This window comes from Longitalea arenae (assembly GCF_016924755.1).
Lineage (GTDB): Bacteria > Bacteroidota > Bacteroidia > Chitinophagales > Chitinophagaceae > Niastella > Niastella arenae.
In genome coordinates this window covers 75,784-95,457 of the sequence record NZ_JAFFJX010000004.1, presented here as the reverse complement: position 1 = coordinate 95,457, position 19,674 = coordinate 75,784, and the positions used below count along the sequence as shown (strand labels likewise).

Here is a 19,674-nt window from a genome sequence, read left to right as displayed (position 1 = left end):
TCAATTATTCTCTCTGTAATGGGAACTCTTGCCGGCCAATTGTCTGTTGCCAATGGTTCTTCACTCACTGTCTGATATTATTTTTTGCGAAGAAGCCCTGATGATCAGTTCTGACCTTAATAATATCGTATTGGTGGCGTCAATGCTGTTCACGCCATTTAAATGATTTATTAAACTGGCGGCGGCCATTTCTCCCATTTTATAACCGGGGTAGTTAATGGTTGTAAGATTCGGTTCTATAACGGTAGAAACGGGGTCGTTGTTAAAACCGACAAAAGCGATATCTGCCGGAATGCGGATGCCCGCTTTTTTCAGCGCGATCATACAACCAACGGCACAATTATCATTTGCGGCAAAAATGGCATCCGGCAATGGATTCATCTGCAAGATCTCGGCGGCGGCCTGTACACCGGCTTCCTGGCTCAGGTTATTGATGAGTAAATATTTTTCTTCGAAAGGGATCTGGTGATCGGCCAGCGCCTGTTTGTAACCCGCCAGCCGGTCAATATATACATTTCGTTTTGGTGTGGCAGTGATATGTACGATGCGGCGGCAACCCTGGGCGATCAGGTGAGTGGTAGCTTCGTAGGCGCTTTTGCGGTTATCGATCTGTACACTCGTGCATTCTGGATGATCATTCACCCGGTCGAAAAAAATGAGCGGGATGTTCTTTTTAATGAACTGGTCGAAGTGGGAAATATCGTCTGTGTCATAAGCGAGGGAAACCAACATGCCGTCAACCCGGTTATTGAACATGGTTTTGGCGTTGGTGATCTCTTTACCGGCTGTTTCCGACGACTGGCTGATGATAAGGGTATATCCTTCGTTGTTGGCAACGCTTTCAATACCCGCGATCACCGTACTCATGAAATAGCTGTTCAGCCGCGGTACAATGACGCCGATAGTATAGGTACGCTGTTCGCGCAGATTACGCGCGAAATGGTTGTACCGGTAGCCCATTTCTTCGGCCAGGTCGAAGATCTTTTTTTTGGTTTTTTTGCTTACGACAGGGTCGTCTTTCAAGGCCCGGCTTACCGTAGCTATTGAGACGTTCAATTTACGGGCTAGGTCGTAAATTGTTACTTCTTTTGGTTTTGTCATACAATCGCTTACATATCTGATAGTAAAGGTAAAATAAAATTATTTTTAAAAAAACAATGTAATCGGTTACATTGATACATATTTCTCTCTAAATTAGTGTCGAGAATTGCTTATCAATTAGTTGCCATGTTGATAAAAAGGTTTGAAAAAAGGCTTCGGCCAAACCATATTGATATATTAAAGACGGAAAGTCCGGCAGAAAGTTACAACCAGGGGTTGGGCTTTTTCCAGACTTTTTTGTTCAATGGTGAATGGTGAAGGGCCAGCGGGCGAACGAAACTGTTACAAGTTGAACGGCTGTAATGGTCAATGGGCAATGGTGAATGGTCAATATGACCGGTAACCGGCAACCGCCCCCTTGTAACCTGAAACCTGTAACCTGTAACCCAGTATTCGGGTAATGGGCAACCGGCCCCTTGTAACCTGAAACCTGTAACCTGTAACCCAGTATTCGGGTAACCGGCAACCGGTACCCTTGTAACCTGAAACCTGTAACCTGTAACTTCTAACCTGCGACATATTTATGATCCGTATAACATTCTTATATCTATTAAGCATACTCACCATAGAAGGTATCGCCCAGGTCAAACTTCCCCGTTTGATCAGCGATAATATGGTGCTGCAACGCGATACGAAACTAACCATCTGGGGATGGGCTTCCGTTGGGGAGAAGGTGAATATCCGGTTCAATAATAAAAACTACGGCACTATAACCGGAGCTGACAGCAGCTGGTCTGTCGTACTGCCGGCCCAAAAAGCGGGCGGTCCTTATGAGATGGAGATCAGCGGCAGCAACCGGATACTGATCAAAAATATCCTGATCGGCGACGTATGGGTATGCTCAGGCCAATCGAATATGGAATTACCGATGGAGCGGGTAAAGGAGAAGTATGCAGCCGTGATTGCGCAGGCAACCAATCCGGCCATTAGGCAGTTCAATGTAGCCACTACCTATGACTTTCAAAAAGCCCGTAAAGATTATGAATCCGGCAGCTGGCAGGCAGCCGATCCGCAAAGCGTATTGCAATTTACGGCCGTAGGCTATTTTTTTGCCAAAGCCTTGTATGAAAAATACCAGGTGCCTATTGGCCTGATAAAAGCAAGTGTAGGCGGCTCACCGGCAGAAGCCTGGTTAACGGAAAACGCATTAAAGGCATTTCCGCGACACCTCGAAACGCTTGCGAATTTCAAACGCCCGTCATTCATTGATAGCATCCGCAACCGCGATAAACAAATCCGCGATAACTGGTATCAGCAGATCTGGGCCGGGGATAAAGGTTTACATGATACCAGGCCCTGGTATGATCCTGCCGCGAACACAAGCAACTGGAAAACCATGCCCGTGCCCGGCTTCTGGGATGATCACGGCTTGAAAGGCGTGAATGGGGTCGTGTGGTTTAAGAAAGAAATAGAGGTGCCTGCTTCCATGACGGCCAAACCGGCGAAACTGTTATTGGGCAGAATTGTAGACCAGGATTCGGTATTTGTAAATGGGCGCTTTGCCGGCACCATCGGTTATCAATATCCGCCCAGAAGGTATGAATTACCGGCAGGTCTCTTACAGCCAGGGAAGAATACGATCGTAGTGCGGGTGATCAATAATGCAGGGCGTGGGGGCTTTATACCCGATAAGCCCTATAAATTAACAGCAGGCGGCGACACGGTTTCACTAATTGGCGATTGGCAGTTTGCCCTGGGTACTACGGCCGCACCATTACCCTCAGCCACCTTCTTTCAATACCAACCAACCGGTTTATTCAAAGCCATGGTGTCGCCGATGTTGAATTACCGGATCAAAGGCGTAATCTGGTACCAGGGCGAAAGCAATGCCGGCAGACCGGTTGAATACCGCAGCTTATTTCCGGCGGTGATCAATACCTGGCGGCAGGAATGGAAGCAGGGAAATTTTCCCTTCTTATTTGTGCAGCTGGCGAATTATATGGAACCAAAAGATGAACCCGGTGAAAGCAGCTGGGCCCTGACAAGGGAAGCACAGTTAAAGACCCTGGCCCTGCCCAATACCGGTATGGCTGTGATCACAGATGCAGGCGAGTGGAATGATATTCATCCGCTGAATAAAGAAGATGTGGGCAAACGCCTGGCCTTATGGGCGCAGAAGCAGGCCTATGGTGACAAGAAGGTGGTGTACTCAGGCCCGTTATACGAATCCATGAAAATAGCGGGCAATAAAGTGATCCTTCATTTTACCAGCACCGGCAGCGGCCTGATGGCTAAAGGCGGTAAACCATTAAAATATTTCGCTATCGCAGGCGCCGATAAAAAGTTTGTCTGGGCCAATGCTGCCATCGAAGGAAATAGGGTAGTGGTGTGGAGTGATCAGGTGCCTGCGCCTGTAGCTGTGCGTTATGCCTGGGCCGATAATCCGGAAGGGGCAAATTTGTATAATAAGGAAGGATTGCCGGCCTCGCCTTTTAGAACGGACACCTGGTGATGTGAATGGTGAACAGAAAAACCAGTTTGAATTAATAGGATGTTGCAGGTTTCAGGGTGCAGGTTTCAAGGCTTTATTTAATAAGCTTAAAAAGAGATGTCGGCAATCGCACACAGGCACCCTGTAACCTGAACCGGTAACCAGTCAACCACTTAAGAAAGTACTACATATGGAATACACTATGCGTTGGTTCGGGCCGAATGATCCCGTTCCTTTACAACATATCCGGCAGGCAGGATGTACCGGCGTGGTAACCGCTTTGCATCACATTCCGCCAGGCGAGGTTTGGACGATCGACGAGATCAACAAACGCAAAGCCATGATCGAAGCCGCCGGCATGAGCTGGACGGTCATTGAAAGTCTTCCGGTACATGAAGACATAAAAAAGAAAAGCGGTAATTACAAACAGTATATTGAACATTATCAGCAAAGCCTGCGGAATGTAGCGGCCTGCGGCCTGAAGGTGGTCACATATAACTTCATGCCTGTCCTCGATTGGGTACGCACCGATATTGATTATGAAATGCCCGATGGCAGCAAGGCATTGTATTTTGAAAGGCTGGCATTTATCGCTTTTGACGTATATATGCTGGAAAGGCCCGGCGCAGCCATGGAATACACGAAAGAAGAGCTTAATGCTGCCAGAAATTATCTCGATACCATTTCGCCTCAAAAAAGGGAAACATTATATCGCAATGCCCTGCTCGGATTACCCGGCAGTGATGAACCATTTACCAAGGAGCAGGTGCTTGCCGCATTGACAACCTATCACCAGATCGATGCCAGGAAACTAAAAGAGCATTTGTTCTATTTCCTGCAGCAGGTGGTACCGGTGGCTGAAGAATGCGGACTGAAAATGGCCATACACCCGGATGATCCGCCTTATCCAGTGCTGGGACTGCCCCGCATCATGAGCACCGAACAGGACGTAAAGGATCTGCTGCAGGCTGTGCCCGCCCAGGCAAACGGGCTTTGCTTTTGCACCGGTTCCTTTGGCGTACGGGCAGATAATGACCTGCCGGGCATGGTTCAACGTTATGGCGACCATATTCATTTTGTGCATTTACGCAGTACAAAACGGGATGGCAACGGTAATTTCTTTGAAGCCGATCACCTCACCGGTGACGTTGATATGTATGCGGTCATTAAAGAACTGGTGCTCGTCATGCAGCGAAGAGGAGTGTCATTGCCCATGCGGCCCGATCATGGCCACCAGATGCTGGATGACCTGAAAAAAACAACTTATCCCGGCTATAGCGCCATCGGCCGTTTACGCGGACTGGCGGAATTGCGTGGCCTGGAGTTGGGCATCACAAGAAACTTGCAGCAACAGCCGAAGACTTGCTGATTCAGAGATTCGGGATTTCGAGATCTGCGCAGAAATCCCAAAATCCCAAAACCAAAAATCTCAAAATCCCGAAATCCCCGGCTCATGGCATACTTTTTTTATATATCCAAACAGATACCTATGTTCTCACCATCGCATTGTTTATGGGGCGCGTATTTAGATATGGTATTGTATGGCTGATGCTGTTACCATTGCCATTTGCTGCGGAAGCGCAAAAGGAACTGTTCAGAAAAATGGACAGTTTAAGCAGGATCCCTCCTCCATTAAAAAGAGGCAACCAGGACAGTATCAGGCGAGAATTCTACAATCAAACCACCAAGATCACTTTTCCTGTTTACTGGAAATTACTCGCCAGCGACCTGAAGCAACAGGTTACTTCTCCCTTTCATGCAAAACCCCGGCTCTGGTACAGGACGGCCCTGGTAGCAGGCGTCACTGCCGGCACATTGTTGTTGGATGTACCCATCAGTAGAAATGCGGTGGACTGGCGAAAGAGCAGCACCACCCTGGTGAGCACCAGTAAATATATCACGCGATTTGGCGGCGCTTATGAAGTATATACGCTGGCCGCATTGGGAACTTACGGCTGGATCTTTAAGAATGAAAAAATAAAGACCACTACCTTGCTGGCTACGCAGGCATATATTACCTCAGCGGTGATCTTCGAAGCAGCCAAGTTCCTATCGGGCCGGCAGCGGCCTTATTATTACGATCCCGAAACCAATACAAACAGTCCGGCCTGGCACGGCCCCTTTTACCAGTTTAAGAAAGATGCAAATGGTAATCGACCCGACAGTTATTCCTATACATCATTTCCGTCAGGACATACCTGCCTGGCTTTTGCGGCAGCTACCGTGTATGCCATGGAATACAGCGACCGGCCACTGGTAAAGATCGCTTCCTACAGCGCCGCTTCCTTAATTGGATTGAGCCGGATCACCGAGAATAAACACTGGGCTTCTGATGTATTGATAGGCGGCATACTGGGGCATCTGATTGGCCGGCAGGTAGTGAATAATTACCACCGCTATGCCAAGCTGAAATCAGAAGAAGCCGCCGAAAAAAAGAAGAACAGCCTTACGTTTGCCCCGCAGTTTCAGTTCGGGCGGTGGCTGCCGGGCGTTGTGTATACGTTCAATTGAGATCGTCAATGGTGAATGAATTGGTTACCAGTTACCTGTTTCCAGTTACCGGGCAGAATCAATAACAGGCTAAGCATTGGCAGGCATACTGGCATTAAGCGCCTGCTAACAGGCAACCGGCAACAGGTAACTGTAACCTGCCCACTCGCTATTTACTACCAGCCACCAGCTCCCTGTATTTACTATATAATTTCTGCGACACTTGTACACTATTACCAACCGGTTCAACAGGAAACGCCTTTTGCGTCTTCACCCATTTCCATTCCCAGTTCCGGATCTTCTCTTCAAACTGTTTCAGATCGGGTTCTTTGCCTGTGCGCAGTGATTGCTGCAGCATGGAAAAGAATTGCTGCCAGCGTGGTTTATAAAAATCATTCAGCAGGCCGCTCCACTGGCGGTTCGAGTATTCATGCAAAGGACTATTGGCATCGCCCCACAAGGTAATAAGGTCGCGCGCATTTTGCTCATACAAGGCTTTTTCATCAGCGGTGGTACCGTGGCTGCGTGCTGTGGATATCCAGGGGCCGAGCATAAAATCTTTGCGGGTTGCCAGCAACTGATCCATATCACTGATAAGCTGCAAAAAAGCCTTGCTGTATTTATTGAAAGCAGCGCTGTCTTTCTCTTTATAGGCAGCCACCCACTTCTTGTGTAATGGTGCGGCATAGTTAGCGAGCACCTGGCGGGTAATATCTACCAGGTCGTAACGGAAGCCATCTGTATTAACGCCTTTGCCGGCTGCGCCTATGAACAGGTCCCAGGCAGGGAGCAGGTCTTTCGGAGCGTAGTTCAGTTTAGTGCGGGTCCATACAGTGGTGGAGTCAAAAGTTGGGCGGCCTGTAATGATCGATTCAGCGCCATCCCTGATCTCTTTACCATTATATACGGTTTGCCGCAGGATCTGCCAGGCATTCACCAGCTCCTTGCCGGCGTTGGAGTAACGGTTCAAGATATATTCAGGTAACCAGCTATCCAGGTCAATAGCAGTTGTTCGCCAGGTATGCTGCATCATCAGTTCATATAATACCGGGTTTTGCTCAATGGCTTCCATGGTCAATCCGATGCCCCATAATTTGCCCGACGCGGTATCGTTCAATGCCTGAGCCGGACCGGCAGCCACCCCATCCATGCGTCCGAACAAATTCACATTGCCACCGAAATTGTGCAACATATTCCAGATCCAGGGCTTGCCATAAAAAGCGTTAGTGCGTTTCCAAACAGGCTCAATTTCAGCGGCCAGATCGAGCAGGATCATTTTATTGTCAGGAACCGCTTTAAGCAAGGCTTCAATCTGCGGCGCCTTCCAGAATTTACGGTCGCTATAAAAAAGCCAGCCCTGCATAACCCAGGTAGCAGCCGTATCAGCCTGCTTCATGCCTTCATAAATGCGGGCGCTCAATGCCGATAAAAATGCGGGGTCGTCAGAGGGTGGTTCATTTTCATTGAAGGTGTCTGCAGAATACAGGTGATCGGTACCAAAGAGTTTGGTTTGGGTTTGCAGGAAACGTTTTCCGATCTCGGCAAACAAAGGATCCTCTGCATCCAGAATATAAGTGTCAGCAAAACCATTCGTCCAGTTGGTGGCTTTTAGTTTTGCATTGGGGTATTTCTTTTTAAATGCCGGCAGTACGTGACCTGTGAAGGCGGGCAGTACCGGTTTCATGCCCAGTTCTCTTTCGCGTTGCAGGATCTTTTCCTGCAAAGCCGCATGGCTTTTCATCCAGCTCATGGGCAGCGGACCACCCCAGGCATCCAGGTTTCCCATCCAGAACCAGGCGAAGTAGGCCGGACCACTAAAGAAGTTCTTCAGTTCTTCATCGGTAAAGCCCATTTCCTTATATACCACATACCAGGTGTATTCCTCACCCGTGATGGCCAGGGGCATATTGATGCCATGCAAAGCCATCCAGTCAATTTCTTTTTGCCAGCGATCCCAGTCCCACCAGCTCATGCTGTAATTGAATGTGCAGTAATTGAGATAATAGCGATAAGTATAGGGCGTGGCCTTGTGCACTTTTTTTGTTACCACCGGCAGTTTGGCCGGTAATGCCAGGTTAGTGCCGTTCCAGGTGATCTGGCAATGACAATATTCAGTGAGGTAATGATATAATGCAGAAGCTACTGAAGTACCATTATTACCACGAAGTACAATTTTACCGCCACGGCTCTCCACTTCAAAAAGATCTTTTCCGTTTTCGGCCGCTATTTCTTCTACGATAAAATGGTTGGCCTGTTTTGGTATTACGCGTTGAATGAGTGCATAAGAAGCTTTTACATTCAGTTGGGCCGACATTGTTACAGGCAATAGCAGCGCCAGGCTGAGCAGCAGGCCAATCGTACGGGGTTTTCTGAGTTGTTTTAGCATAGATCGTTTCCCGGTTATCATACCAAAAGGGTTAGGCCGTCAAGATAAATCCAATTTTATATACAGCCAAAAAGGCCCGGCCAAACATGGCAGTTTATCACGAAACCGGTTTCGTAGTAAAAGCTGGGAAATACCGATAATGCTTGATGCTGCTGCTGGATACGTGATTGAAGCAGGAAGGAGGAGGCCGGAAGAAGGCGGTTCAAAATAAAAAGCAGGACGCAGAATAGGTTCTCTTCCTATTTCTTACATCCTACTTCTTATATCTTACTTCATATGCCTGAGTAAAGATCACTTTACTTCAAAATGATCATCCTGAAAAAGGATCAATGCTGTAAGTGATAGCGCATTCTGCTTTCCAGTTTATCGAGGTTCTTATCTCTCATTACAGTGAATGAAAATTTCTTGCCTGTTTTGGAAGCGGCCCGAACAACTGCATCTATCACATCCCTGATCGACAATTTATCCTTGCTCTTGAACTCTACATTGCCGGTTTCCGCTTTTTCGCCGGCAGCTATAAATGATTCCTTCTGCATCTCAGTGTACAGGTTGTTATAATCGTTGGGGTTCGCACTATGCAATTCAACGCGGGCAGTAAACGTGTTCATATAGTTTATTTAATGGTTTGAAGTAAATGCACCGGCTTCACTAATTCATTACCGGATGTTTATGTTAATATTAATTATCGCTATGAAAATCTAACTCAATTCATTTGAATATACCTGATTTGTTTAACGGCCTCTACTATTAAAAAAGCGTGCCAATATGATGTAATGGGGATATAATAACAAAGACCTTACAATTGTTAAAACCGATTGCCCCCACCTGAACCATGCTAAACAGGCAGGGGTTTAAACGGTCAACGGAAGCTGAAACAAGAATCAAAGCTTTCTGCTGTTACATTATACGGGTGAGCCTGGACTAAGCACGGTTGCGGCAGGCGTTATATGTTCTTCTTTTGATTGTTCCACTTCATCACCTACTTCCGGTCCATTCGCTGCCAGTTCACTGCCTTCTTTTTTCGATTTGAAAATTGGCCACAGGAACTGCGCATACCATTCTTCTTCTTTGTAATGTTTCAACCCATATGATTTCGGATACTGGCGGGTAATGATCCCGGTCTTGAAAATGACATCCCACAAAAAGAACATATTCCCAAAATTGCCTTTGTAATGACCGACCCCATCGTCGGTAGTATCCGCATGATGCGCATGATGAGTAGCCGGCGTGGAAATAAGCCTTTCGAGCACCCAGCCCACCGGTTTTAACCATTTGATCGTATAGAAAGGTTTATCCCAGGGTATGCTTGAATGCGCTCCCGTGGTAATCAGCGATTTGATACCGGAAACAAACAATGCAGAATAACCAAGACCCAGATAGGTGAGAGAAGTTGTTAAATAGATCTGCGAAAAGAAAATGGTATAAATAATATTCTGTCTGCCTGCCATGGCCATGCCCATATAAGGGGCTGAATGATGGGTGCGGTGAAAACGCCAGAGGAAAGGCAGCTGGTGGTGCAGCCGGTGGTACCAGTATTGGGTGAGGTCATCCGCAATAGCGATGATCAGAAATCCCCACCAGAACGGGATCCAGGCAAAAGCATCCTTACCGCCCGGTAAAATGACAGGTAATACTTTCAATCCAAAATAAGCGATCAGCGGTCTGAGCACGATCTTAGGTACAATGAAACATACGATATCCAGTATGCGCTCGTTCTTTGTCCACTTGTTTTCATACAATCCCACTGCAAACTCAATAATACCCACCACAATCATAATGACAGGCAAGCCCCAGGTGCGCAGGTTTTTAAAAACGGCTTCAATGAACCAGGGCGCTTTAAACGGTAGTTCTGTACTGGTACTTTGTTCCCAGGGACGTACACCGCTTACATAAAAACTTAGGAACATCAGTACGACCGGCAATGCATAGATAAAGATGCTGATCAGGGCATCGCGGCTTATTTTTTGGGTGAGTGTTGGTGCTGATTTCATACTATAAGTCTTTGTTTAATTGGTTATTGAAATAAGGTATAGGCTAGCCAGATACCACCGGCTATAATCGCCAGCGGTAGCAGGAAAACCAGGATGCCAACGGCGATCTTCTTTGATATAATAACAACATCTGTAAGCGTCATGGTAAATAGTTTATGGTAATGAATTATGTTCAACGATCACTTTATTCAACTGACCGGTGAATACAAAGGGTGATTTATACAGCGGCGTTACGGCAGAACCATTGTCTTTACCAACATCCAGCCCTTCATCATAAGGCATAATGGTAGCATCGGCTTTCGTGATGGTGCGTTCGGCGACCTTTACATCGTTGATGTATAAAGCTTCCGTGCCGGCTTCATCAGTCAGGTTTTTGGCAGCTTTGTATATAAGGTCATAGCGTAAAACCGCTTTGCCCAGGGGTAGTGGCTGCGTAGATTCCAGGTATACCAGTTTGCCATTATTGTTGTGCGCCACTTTCAATTTGCCTTCATGCACAAAGAAGCTGAATCCTGTGAAGCGGCCGCCGGTGGCCAGTAACACACCTTCTGTATTGTTGCCGCTTAGCTCCACATCGGCTTTCAGGCTGAAGGAGTGTTGGTAGAGTGCCGGGCCTGCGCGATTGGGCAACTGGGTTAGACCCGGATACAGGACGGCCTGCCGCCGTACATCGAAGGGGCCTTTGGTGAGTTTTTGAATACTGCGAACGGTCGTATCACCGAGCAAAGGATATACATTGTATTTCTGCGCTTCCTGTTCAAAGAGCGCCTGCAGTTCTTTTAATTTTTCGGGGTAAGCAGCTGACAGTTCTTTTTGTTCGTTGAAGTCTTCCTGCAGATTATACAATTCCCATTTGTCATTCGCAAAAGAAGTGCCGTTGCGATGGTAGACCTGCGCTTTCCAACCGTCTTTATAAATTGAGCGGCTGCCACTGATCTCATAATGTTGTACATGGTGTTGGCCGGGCGCCTTCGGATTGCTAAGGGTATAGACCAGGCTAATGCCTTCCAGCGGTTCCTGTTTATAGCCATTGATCACGGCTGGTACGGTAAGTTTTGCAATGTCAATGGCAGTAGGTGTTATGCTGTTGATATGTGAGTATTGCGTTCGGATACCTCTTTCTTTAATTCCATTGGGATAGAAAAGGACCAATGGATTACGGGTGCCGCCTTCACTGTTGGCATCCTGCTTTAACCAACGGAAAGGGGTATTGGCTGCCTGTGCCCAGCCGGCCGGATAATTAGGACCCGATCTGGAAGTGCCGATATCATCATACAGTTTCTCGATGTCCCGGATGCGGTCTTCGTATCTTTCAGTGAACAAACTGCCATCGATATATTCATTGATGCCATACGCATGCCCGGTAATGCCACCTTCTTTACTGGCGCCATTGTCGCCAATGATCAATACAACCAGGGTATTGTTGAGCTGGTCGATGGTCTTGAGATAATTGATGAGCCGGCCAATTTCAAAATCAGTGTGCGCGAGGAAACCGGCATAAGCTTCGAAGAAACGGGCAAATACCTTCTTTTCTACCGCCGATAACGAATCCCATGCTTTTACCCCTGGGTTGCGAACCGGTAATGTTGTGTTGGCAGGAACAAGGCCCAGCTTCTTTTGCCGCGCCAGCACTTCTTCGCGGTATTTATCCCAGCCCGCATCAAAACGGCCTTTGTATTTATCGATCCATTGCCGGTCAACCTGGTGCGGACCATGCGTTGCTCCTGGTGTGAGATAGAGAAAGAAAGGTTTATCAGGTGCTGCTGATTTTTGACCGGCAATATATTCAATCGCTTTGTCGACCAGTACGGTGGTCAGGTGTTTTCCTTGCAGATCGGGTTCTATTTTCGACGTGTTCTCCCATAACATGGGCGTATACTGATCTGTTTCACCGGCCATAAATCCATAGAAGCGATCGAAGCCGCGTCCGGTTGGCCAGCGGTTGAAGGGACCAGCGCCGGTAAGGTCGGGGGTAGGGGTTATATGCCATTTCCCAATGGCAAATGTATTATAGCCATTTTCACGCGCTATCTCGGCAATAGTGGCTTTTTCAAAAGGCATATAGCCATGGTGCCCCGGCGCATCAACGGCCAGATCGATCACTGTATTCACGTTCACCGAATGGTGATTGCGGCCTGTTAACAGCGAGGCACGGGTAGGGGAGCAGATGGCGGTGGTATGGAAGTTCGTGTAGCGAAGCCCGTTGTTGGCCAGGCTGTCGAAGGTGGGCGTTTCCACCAAACCGCCAAAAGCGCTGCTGGCGCCAAAGCCCACATCATCGAGTAAGATATAAACAATGTTGGGGGCATGCTTAGGCGCCACCGGATTAAAAGGTCTATTGCCCGGTGTTGTTTCCGACAGGGTTCTGCCCGCTTTACCGGCAAATGATTGTACCGGGCTGTATTGCGCCATTAAGGAGCTTACCGCAGCAACCTGTATCGTCGTTGCGAGTAGCTTTATTAGTGTTTGTTTATTCATTTGAGTTGTTCTTGGTTTTTTAATGGTGGTCAATGGTGAATGGTCAATGGTGAATCCCTGTATTCAATTATCACATTATCACATTATCAAATTATCACATTGTATACGGTGTATTGCATCAGCACATCAGCACATCAGCAAATCAGCACATCAGCACATCAGCACATCAGCACATCGTTCTTACCTGTCCCACCACAACCTGGGCGATTGATAATTGGAACCGGGCGGCGTGTTTTGGTTCAGCGAGGTTTCGTTTTGCGGATACGGAATACGCCGGGGTATATGTCCATTCGGATTGGCGCTATGGGTGGCGTTCTGCGCCAGCGGTATCGCCGGGTAGCCTGTACGGCGGTAGTCTGACCAAACCTCCGGTTGCAGGAACAGGGCAATGTATTTCTGCGTGATAATGGTTTCCAGGTCGGTGGCAAAGTTGCCGGTAAGCCTGGCCTTCGCGGCGATATAGTCGTTTTGTTTTTGCTGCGTGGCATAAGGATCACTGCTATTGCTGATCACTTTGGCAAAGGAAGCGCGTACGGCCGTTTCCAGTGCGGTTTGTGCTTTGGGATCGGTTGCATTTAAAATAAGCCGCGCTTCCGCTTCAAGGAATTTGGCTTCTGCATAACTTACAAGTATTACCGGTGATGTGGCTGTACCGTAATAGGGGCCTATACGGGAGAAGGCGCCTGGTACGCCGGCTATACTTCCCTGGTAGGTGCTGCTGCCGGCGGGATAATTCGTGGCAAAATAGGCCCGGCGGGGATCTACATATGCGCCTTCGGGTTTGGTGTTCGCATCAGTGACCTTATTGCCGTTTAACAGGTTCACGAAGGATGCGCCCAAACCGATCCAGCCCGGCCGGTTGGTATTCTGCTGGTAAAATGGGTTGGCATTGGTGGTAGCAGCGCCAAATACGACCTGTGCGTCAGCAGCATTACCTGAAATGCCGCGCCAGTTATTACCGTTATACAGGTATTCCAGCACTTTTTGGGCGGCGGTATTTGCATCGATCTTGCTCAGGTGAATGGCATACCGGGCCTTTAAAGTATAGGCAGTCGCGATCCAGTTTTGGATCACCCCCTTGAATATGACATCGTCTGAGGAAGGAACAGCGCCCTGGTTGGCAGCCAGCGGCTGCGACAGATCGCCGATGGCAGAATCGAGCTGCAATTGTAAGTATTTATAGATCTCCTCCTGTTTATCGTATACCGGGTTGGTAATACCATTGCCATATAACGATTCTTTAAAGGGAATATCGCCGAAGATATCGGTCAGCGTAGCATAGGAAAAAGCCGTTAATACGCGCGCAATGCCGCTGTAATAAGGCAGTTGTTGATCGGCAGCAGTTTGTTGAATGATCTTCAGATTGGTGAGCGCATTGGTATAATAACCCACCCAGGTGCCATTGAAATAGCCCGGCGAGGTGGTATAGTTATCAAAGGGTGCGGCATCGCCATTGGCGCCGGCCGCCTGTTGCGTATATATATTGGTCAGTAAGCCCGCATTGATGCCGGTATTGAAGGCCAGCGAAACTTCGGTGCCGGTCAATACCGCGCTTAGGGAAACTTCCGTGGAAGCATTGGGATTAACATTGGTCTTTGACAGATCGCATGAGCTTACTGTGATAAGCGAGGCGGCAAGAACGACCATGCTTGGTATATGATTCAAACGTATGTTCATGGTTGTATTTTTATTGGGTTAGAAAGTGATGTTCAGGGCCAGGCCCAGGCTGTGCGTATTGGGGGTTGTCCAGAAATCGATGCCGGAGAAATTCGCCAGGCCGTTACGGGTGCCCAGATCAGGGTCACTGCCGCTGTAATTGGTGCCCAGGATGAAGTTGCGGGCCGTGAGCGTAACACTGGCCGCCGAGATCTTTGCGGGCTTTATTATTTTGGCAGGCAACTCGTAGGTAAGGTTAACATCTTTCAGCTTTACCCAGTACACATCGTGTTCTATATAAAGGCCCTGTATGCTGAAGGTCTTCCGGTACCAGGCCTGCGACAAAAGCGCCGGGATGGTATTGGGTTCTCCCTTGCTGGCCGTAACCCCGTCAAATACGGTAGTAGACCCCCTTTCTGCAGTAGACGCATCCACGCCGTTGAATACCATTTGCAGTTTCGGCGCATTGAAGATGTCGAACCCGAAACGTCCGTCCACAAGAAAGGAAAGCGTGAAGGGACCCGATTTAAACTCATTCCTTAAGCCGAGGTTAAAATCGGGATTGGGGTCACCGATCCTCGTAAAGCTGGTATTTACCACGGGGTAGCCATAGTTACTGCTGCTGATCTCGTCGTCGATCACGACTTTGCCGGCTTCATTTCTTTTTACGTCAATGCCGTAAAAGACGCCATAAGGGTCACCGGCCTGGCCGCGGGCTTCCATCCAGATGCCACCCAGGATCACATTATTGATCGTGTTGGTAATGTAGTTGACCTTACTGATATTCTTGCTGAAGATGGCGGTGGCGCTCCAGCTCAGTTTTTTCTTTTTGATAAAATACTGTTGCAGCGATGCTTCAATGCCCTGGTTGGTGATACTGCCGGCATTGGTGAGCGTGTATTGTGCGCCGGTAGAGCCGGGCAGGGAGACCGGAATGATCTGGTCTTTACTGTTATTATTATAGTACACCGCGTCGAGGATGGTACGGCTGTTGCCAAAATGTAATTCTGTGCCCAATTCCCAGGTGCTTATTCTTTCCGGTTTCAGGTTGGCGTTCCCGATGGTAGTGCTGTAGCTCAACCCGGTTTGACCATTGAACGGAAAACTGATGCCGCTTTGGATCCAGCCGCTGGCAGCAGTGGTGCCATAGTAAGTATCCAGCGAATAAGGATCTGCGTCATTGCCTACCTGGGCATAGGTGGCGCGGATCTTACCAAAGTTCAGGGTGCTGCCATGCAGGTGCAGGGCATCGGTGAAAATAAAGCTGCTGCCGATAGAAGGGTAGAAGAAGGAGTTCTTTCCCTTGGGAAGCGTGCTGGTCCATTCATTACGGCCGGTAAGTTCGAGGTAAAGCCATTTCTGGTAATCCAGTTTGATGTCGGCATAACCGGCCACCAGTTTCTTCCTGATCGTTTGATTCACGGTTTGGGTGGATGACGCATTGCTGATATTGAAATTACCGGGGATGGTCAAACCATCGCCGCGGGTATTGATCTGGTTCCTGTAGGAACTATAATAATTGTAACCGGTGATCACATTCAGGTCGATGTCATTGGTAAGTCGGTGCTGCGATGATAAGAGAAAGTCGAGGTTATTATCCCGGCGGCTGAAATTTACATCGTTGATGGTGCCGGTAGATATGCCTGATGTGCCGCGGCTCCAGGCGCCTTTTCTTACATCGGTATAATTATCGATACCATAGCGGGCCGTTGCTTTCAGCCAGCTGTTGATATCATAGTTAGCTTCGGCAAAAGCAATAAAGCGGTTCAATTGGTCATGCTGCGGATTCATGTTCAATGACCAGTAGGGATTATCCCAGCCAATACCATTGGCATAGGAGCGGCTGTCGCCCCAGGGTTTTGCGGCCGTTGGGGGCAGCTTGTATGCTTCCGGATGTTTCCAGGCATCTTTATACCCGTTGGTGATATCGAAGTTAACAGCCGAGTTTACCAGGGCGCGCACCACATTCGTATTAAAGCCGCCCATCAGCGCCCGGTTATGCGCGCCATCCTGGATATAGTTGAGCCCGCCCGATAGTTTCAATTGATCGTTCACCGTATAATCGCCATTGAAGCGGAAAGTATAGCGGTAGAAATCAGTAGTAGGAATAATCCCGGTTTGTTTAAGATTGCCATAGGAGAAATAATAACCGGCATTACCGGTATTGCCATAGAGGCTGATATTATTATCAATCGTATAACCATTGATGAAAAAGTTATCTATATTGTTGTACCTGTTCACGGGTATACCATTCGAGAGCGGACTGCTTTGGCCAACGATCGTACCATTCTTGTCAAAATTACTCGGCTGGTTGCTGTAGGTGAGCGTGTCGATCAGGGCGCCCCAATTCTCATCGGAACCGGTGATGCCGGGTTGAAAATAATTACCACCCAGGCCATTGGAGAATTGGGTTTGCCGGGGCTGCATGCGGCGGTTGATCTCGTCCACGGTAAAGGAACCACTATAGCTTACCTGCAGTTTTTTAGCGGTAAGGGCGCTGCCTCTCTTGGTATTGATGACTACAGCGCCATTCGATGCACGGATGCCATAGAGCGCAGCAGCGGCTGGACCTTTTAATACGGTGATGCTGGCAATATCAGCGCTGTTGATATCGATACCGCGGTTGCTGGGCGTTGCCAGGGAAACCGAATTGGTGATAGAGGGTAAGATGTCCTGGATGGAGTTATCGACCGGAATACCATCCAGGATGAAGAGAGGCGCGTTGTTACCGAGCAGGGAGCTGTTTCCCCGGATCTTTACAGATGAAGAACCGCCGGGCGAACCACCCGAACTGTTGATCTGCACACCGGCTATTTTGCCGCTCAAAGCGGCTACCACATTGGCTTCCCGCGATTGTACCAGTTCCTTACCCTTCACTTCCGACAAACTATAACTAAGCGCTTTGGCGCTGCGTTTAATACCTACGGCCGTTACAACAACTTCATCGAGGTGTTTATTTTTCTCTGGTAAAGTGATCTCTGTATATTTTGCTGACACCGTGAATACGCGGGTAACATAGCCGACATAACTGATGGTGAGCGTGGCCGGTAAACGTTGCCCGGTCAGAAAACTGAATTCGCCATGATCGCCGGTCAATACCTGGTGGGTGGTACCATTGATGTGCACGGTAGCGCCGGTCAGCGGCGTGCGGTTCTTTTCATCGAGGATCTTTCCACCGAATGATATATTTTGAACCGGTCCTTTTTGTACATCAACAGGTGGTGCAGTGTCAGGACTGGTTTGTGCCATTACGGAATTAAAAAGAGCAGTTTGAAGAACGAAGATTGGTAAGTAGTACGCCTTCTTCATTATCTTTGTTTTGGTGAATGAAAAAAGATGCCATCACCTGGCTAATTATAGCTGGTGTGGTGTGATCGCTAAGCCTTTTATTTGCCAGGCCGGGACTGCTGGAACAGTTTCCGGCCATTTTTTTGCCGTCTTATCATGCGCTTACTCAACCGCATGTTCATTGGTCTGGAATCATCACGATGAATTCTGAAACATCTTTTATGTATTTAATGTGAAGAGTTGGTATTTACCGGTATGAGGTAAGGGCTGTGCAAGGCAATGCAATCGGGGATCAGCAACAGAAGCTAATACAACAACAGACGTGTATGGTAAACTTCGCGATATACATTATTAATTGTTTATGCTGATGAAAACAGCTTCCGGATAGGGTTCCGGAGATCCCTCGTTTATACTTGATGGTACAAGATTACTATCTTTTTATAAGTCCACCAAAATAATGGACTTATATTTTTATGTAACCTGTATCAGCTTTAGAGGCTTTTGGTAACTGGTAACCGCTAACTACTCAAGAATTAAAGCAAGTATTGCGAACAGATCTATGATCCAAAGTGCTAAGGAAATGTCCTTCCTTTTCCCAATAATCAGTTTAATAGCCGTCCAGCTAAGAAAACCCCAGATGATGCCCTGGGTAATGCTGTAAGCAAAAGGAATGATGACCATCGCGAGGAAAGCCGGTATGGCTTCATCGAGTTGCAGCCAGTTGATCTTTGTTACGGGTTGAACCATGAACACACCTACCAGTACCAATGCCGGTGCAGTGGCAATGGCCGGCACAACCGACAATAGCGGCGCGAGAAATAAAAACGGTAAGAATAATATGGCGCCGGTAATGGCGGTAAGCCCTGTTCTGCCACCTTCTTTAATGCCTACAGCAGATTCAATATAAGCCGTACCCGGGCTGCTTCCTACCAATCCGGCCAGGGTAGTGGCAACAGCATCGGTTATTAGTGCAGGTTTTATATTACGTGGTTCGCCATTCTCATCGAGCAGGTTGGCAGCTTCCGATAAACCGACGAGGGTAGAGAGGCTGTCGAACATATCGGTAAAGACAAAGGCAAAGATCACCGGTACTACAGACCATTGCAGGGAGTTTACCAGGTCGAGCTTCAGAACAAGACTGAAATCCGGCGCAGCAAACAATCCTTTCCAGTGTATCAAAGGAGCTGTTTCCGTGGCCCACCAGCGGCCCAGCGGCAATGCAGCCAGTGTGGTGAATACAATACCAATGAGAATAGCGCCTTTCACCTGCCGGATTACCAGCACGGCGGTAAAGAGTAATCCGGCGAGAAATGTAAGGAGGGTAGGATGTAATTTCCCAATGCCTACGATCGTAGCTGGATGGTGCACAATGAAGCCGGCATTCACAAGACCAATAAGGGTTATGAACAATCCAATGCCAGCTGCAATGGCATAACGCAGCGGCCGGGGGATTGCGCGAACGATATAAGTCCGGATATTGAAGGCCGACAGGATCAGGAAAATGATTCCGCTCCAGAAAACAGCGCCCAATGCTACAGGCCAGGGCACTTTCATGCCGATGACCGCAGAGAAAGTGAAAAAAGCGTTGAGGCCCATGCCAGGCGCCACAAGCACCGGGTTCTTTGCATACAAGCCCATCATCAGACTGCTGAAGAAGGAAACCAACACGGTGGCTGTGAGCACCCCGCTAAAGGGCATGCCTGCCTGGCTAAGAACGGATGGGTTCACTACAATAATATAGGAAGTGGCCAGGAAGGATGATGTACCGGCTATGATCTCGGTACTGTATGCCGTTCTGTTTTGGGATGTGTTGGCTGAAAACATGCCTGAAGATAAGCTTTAAGTTTATTGTA

The 19,674-nt window shown here is 48.2% G+C and carries 11 protein-coding genes; 3 read left to right on the top strand and 8 right to left on the bottom strand.

Features of this window, described 5'->3' with window-relative positions; all coding sequences use genetic code 11:
* Window positions 1-60 precede the first annotated feature (60 nt).
* Entirely contained in the window at window positions 61-1,101 is a 1,041-nt protein-coding gene (locus JT717_RS11165) for a LacI family DNA-binding transcriptional regulator (RefSeq protein ID WP_205510553.1), read from the bottom strand.
* A gap of 523 nt (window positions 1,102-1,624) precedes the next feature.
* Here JT717_RS11165 and JT717_RS11160 point away from each other — a divergent pair.
* The 3 genes from JT717_RS11160 (at window position 1,625) to JT717_RS11150 (ending at window position 6,043) form a co-directional block, all read left to right on the top strand.
* A complete protein-coding gene (locus JT717_RS11160) occupies window positions 1,625-3,553 on the top strand; it encodes a sialate O-acetylesterase (RefSeq protein WP_205510552.1) in 1,929 nt (642 codons plus the stop codon).
* A gap of 169 nt (window positions 3,554-3,722) precedes the next feature.
* Window positions 3,723-4,901 (top strand): mannonate dehydratase, encoded by a 1,179-nt coding sequence (gene uxuA / locus JT717_RS11155; protein ID WP_205510551.1) that lies wholly within the window; start codon window positions 3,723-3,725, stop codon window positions 4,899-4,901.
* A 143-nt stretch (window positions 4,902-5,044) separates the two neighbouring features.
* On the top strand, window positions 5,045-6,043 hold the full coding sequence (locus tag JT717_RS11150; RefSeq protein ID WP_205510550.1) for a phosphatase PAP2 family protein: 999 nt from the start codon (window positions 5,045-5,047) through the stop codon (window positions 6,041-6,043).
* 148 nt (window positions 6,044-6,191) lie between these two features.
* On the opposite strand, the gene JT717_RS11145 is transcribed toward JT717_RS11150, so the two are convergent.
* The 7 genes from JT717_RS11145 to JT717_RS11115 form a co-directional block, all read right to left on the bottom strand.
* Window positions 6,192-8,408 carry an alpha-N-acetylglucosaminidase gene (locus JT717_RS11145; RefSeq protein ID WP_205510549.1) on the bottom strand — a complete coding sequence of 739 codons (2,217 nt, stop codon included), beginning with the start codon at window positions 8,406-8,408 and terminating at the stop codon, window positions 6,192-6,194.
* Between the two features lie 326 nt (window positions 8,409-8,734).
* On the bottom strand, window positions 8,735-9,016 hold the full coding sequence (locus JT717_RS11140) for a hypothetical protein (protein WP_205510548.1): 282 nt from the start codon (window positions 9,014-9,016) through the stop codon (window positions 8,735-8,737).
* 294 nt (window positions 9,017-9,310) lie between these two features.
* Window positions 9,311-10,399, bottom strand: coding sequence for a sterol desaturase family protein (locus JT717_RS11135; RefSeq protein WP_205510547.1), 1,089 nt, complete (start codon window positions 10,397-10,399; stop codon window positions 9,311-9,313).
* Between the two features lie 153 nt (window positions 10,400-10,552).
* The gene (locus JT717_RS11130; RefSeq protein WP_205510546.1) at window positions 10,553-12,877 is read right to left on the bottom strand and encodes an arylsulfatase; all 2,325 of its coding nucleotides are present in this window, start codon (window positions 12,875-12,877) and stop codon (window positions 10,553-10,555) included.
* A gap of 180 nt (window positions 12,878-13,057) precedes the next feature.
* A complete protein-coding gene (locus tag JT717_RS11125) occupies window positions 13,058-14,554 on the bottom strand; it encodes a SusD/RagB family nutrient-binding outer membrane lipoprotein (RefSeq protein WP_205510545.1) in 1,497 nt (498 codons plus the stop codon).
* Window positions 14,555-14,572: 18 nt separating this feature from the next.
* Window positions 14,573-17,842 (bottom strand): SusC/RagA family TonB-linked outer membrane protein, encoded by a 3,270-nt coding sequence (locus JT717_RS11120; protein WP_205510544.1) that lies wholly within the window; start codon window positions 17,840-17,842, stop codon window positions 14,573-14,575.
* A 501-nt stretch (window positions 17,843-18,343) separates the two neighbouring features.
* Window positions 18,344-19,645, bottom strand: a complete 1,302-nt coding sequence (locus JT717_RS11115; RefSeq protein ID WP_205510543.1) for an NCS2 family permease — start codon at window positions 19,643-19,645, stop codon at window positions 18,344-18,346.
* Window positions 19,646-19,674: the final 29 nt, after the last annotated feature.

What these genes read in the sequence shown, in the direction of transcription:
- JT717_RS11145 (WP_205510549.1), bottom strand. Translation starts at nt 8,408, where the DNA reads ATGCTAAAACAACTCAGAAAACCCCGTACGATTGGCCTGCTGCTCAGC.
- JT717_RS11135 (WP_205510547.1), bottom strand. Translation starts at nt 10,399, where the DNA reads ATGAAATCAGCACCAACACTCACCCAAAAAATAAGCCGCGATGCCCTG.
- JT717_RS11165 (WP_205510553.1), bottom strand. Translation starts at nt 1,101, where the DNA reads ATGACAAAACCAAAAGAAGTAACAATTTACGACCTAGCCCGTAAATTG.
- JT717_RS11160 (WP_205510552.1), top strand. Translation starts at nt 1,625, where the DNA reads ATGATCCGTATAACATTCTTATATCTATTAAGCATACTCACCATAGAA.
- uxuA (WP_205510551.1), top strand. Translation starts at nt 3,723, where the DNA reads ATGGAATACACTATGCGTTGGTTCGGGCCGAATGATCCCGTTCCTTTA.
- JT717_RS11120 (WP_205510544.1), bottom strand. Translation starts at nt 17,842, where the DNA reads ATGAAGAAGGCGTACTACTTACCAATCTTCGTTCTTCAAACTGCTCTT.
- JT717_RS11140 (WP_205510548.1), bottom strand. Translation starts at nt 9,016, where the DNA reads ATGAACACGTTTACTGCCCGCGTTGAATTGCATAGTGCGAACCCCAAC.
- JT717_RS11150 (WP_205510550.1), top strand. Translation starts at nt 5,045, where the DNA reads ATGGGGCGCGTATTTAGATATGGTATTGTATGGCTGATGCTGTTACCA.
- JT717_RS11125 (WP_205510545.1), bottom strand. Translation starts at nt 14,554, where the DNA reads ATGAACATACGTTTGAATCATATACCAAGCATGGTCGTTCTTGCCGCC.
- JT717_RS11130 (WP_205510546.1), bottom strand. Translation starts at nt 12,877, where the DNA reads ATGAATAAACAAACACTAATAAAGCTACTCGCAACGACGATACAGGTT.
- JT717_RS11115 (WP_205510543.1), bottom strand. Translation starts at nt 19,645, where the DNA reads ATGTTTTCAGCCAACACATCCCAAAACAGAACGGCATACAGTACCGAG.